Annotated in this window: 4 protein-coding genes; 2 read left to right on the plus strand and 2 right to left on the minus strand. The window is 58.8% G+C overall.

Annotated elements, in window-relative coordinates:
- The coding region (locus AC3IFE_RS21200; RefSeq protein WP_489191849.1) for a transposase domain-containing protein at positions 1-104 on the plus strand (104 nt) is incomplete at its 5' end.
- Positions 105-113: 9 nt separating this feature from the next.
- Here the strand turns inward: AC3IFE_RS21200 and AC3IFE_RS21205 are convergent.
- Positions 114-266, minus strand: coding sequence for a hypothetical protein (locus tag AC3IFE_RS21205; RefSeq protein ID WP_489191846.1), 153 nt, complete (start codon positions 264-266; stop codon positions 114-116).
- 205 nt (positions 267-471) lie between these two features.
- Here AC3IFE_RS21205 and AC3IFE_RS21210 point away from each other — a divergent pair, with 205 nt between their 5' ends.
- Positions 472-1,290, plus strand: a complete 819-nt coding sequence (locus tag AC3IFE_RS21210) for an IS110 family transposase (protein WP_489191847.1) — start codon at positions 472-474, stop codon at positions 1,288-1,290.
- Here the strand turns inward: AC3IFE_RS21210 and AC3IFE_RS21215 are convergent.
- On the minus strand, positions 1,291-1,684 hold a 394-nt coding region (locus tag AC3IFE_RS21215; protein ID WP_489191848.1), incomplete at its 5' end, for an ATP-binding protein. It lies immediately after the preceding gene.

Consider the following 1,684-nt stretch of genomic DNA (forward strand, 5'->3'; position numbering starts at 1 on the left):
ATCGCTATCTGGTCTGGCTGTTCACCAGGTTGCCGCTCGCCGCAACCGCCGACGACTATGCCGCCCTCATGCCATGGAGCATGCCTGCCACTCCCAACCTCTGATGGGCGTCGTTAAAAGACCGCATACGTCCGCGCGATAGACACCCCTGGCTTCAGACACGCCTGTATCAACTCGCGCTTCGCATCCTCGTCGTACTTGCGCCGCCCGTCTCGCTTGAGATCGACCACCAACCGGCTCTGCAAACCTTCGTCTTTCTCGTTCATGCACACCTGTCCACGCTCATTGAACATGGACACGTAGCCTCGGTGAATCAGCCTTGCCGTGCAATGGCGTCCTTCAAAGAGCGCTTACCATGCATCCAGCACCTTACCAGCGAACTCCGGCCCGTAGTACATGCAGAATGTCAGCCATCAGGGGTAACGGGCATCCTTTGGATTGCCCGTTCACCGCCCGCCGGAGGAAACCGAAATGGCCGACTTGCTGGAAGGTACGCTGCCCCTGAACCTGGTTGCAATCGACATCGCCCGTTATTCGAACGCTGTGTTGATCGAGTTGTCGGACGGGAAGCGTCAGCGCTTCCGGATGACCAACAGCGCTCCTGACTTCGACCGCCTGTTGAGTTACCTTCAAGCACTACCCGGCAATTGCCGGGTAGCGCTTGAGCCGACCGGCGACTACCATCGCCCGCTGGCTCACCGCCTGCTCACAGCTGGGCACGAAGTGGTCAGCATCAATTCCGTGGCACAGGCGCGGTATCGCGAAGCGATGTTCAACTCTTGGGACAAGAACGATCCCAAGGACGCGCAGGTCATCCTGGAAATGCTCAGGCGTGGCACATATCAGCGCTACGTGGACCCGCAGATCGCCGGCCATCATGACCTGCAGGAACTTGCAAAGACCTACTACCAAGTTTCCCGCGCACGCACCAAGGTGCAGCACTCTCTGATCAACCATAGCCTGCCCCTGTACTTCCCGGAGATGCACCGCTACTGGTGCACCACCCGCAACGAATGGTTCGTGCGTTTTCTGCTCGAGTTTCCGACGCCGACGCATGTACGCGCCCTGGATCGCGAGAGCTTTGTGGCTGCTGCATGGGATCTGGTCGGCCGCAAGGTGAACAAACGCGCCAAACTCGAAGAGATATGGGAAACAGCTGCACACACCGCTGCCTTGCCTCACGCGCCGGATTGCCTGGCTGTCGAGACATTCCGTATTGTAGATCGTCAACTACTTTGGCCGGTCGAGCGTCAATTACCTTGGCCGGTTGGATGGGGTAATTGTCGTTAGTCAGGTTTCTGTAATTGTCGTTTCCTCCTGTTCGGTTTCGGGTAATTGTCGCCGCCGCGGACGCTTGTTGTCGCTGGCATTGCGACGGCGGTAGCTTTCGACGTTCAGTTCAAAGATGGTGGAGTGATGCACCAGCCGGTCAATCGCGGCGACCGTCATCGACGGATCGGGGAACACGTCGTTCCAGCCCGAGAACGGCTGATTGGCCGTGATCAGCAGACTGCGACGCTCGTACCGCTCGGCAATCAGCTCGAACAGCACGCTCGTTTCGGCCTGGTCCTTGCGCACGTACGATAGGTCATCGAGGATGATCAGGTCGAAGCGGTCCAGCTTGCCGAGCATCGAGGGCAGTTGGAGATTTTGGCGAGCGGCCTGCAGCTTCTGCACGAGCTCG

The sequence above is a fragment of the Burkholderia sp. APQ4-4ca genome, assembly GCF_057837105.1.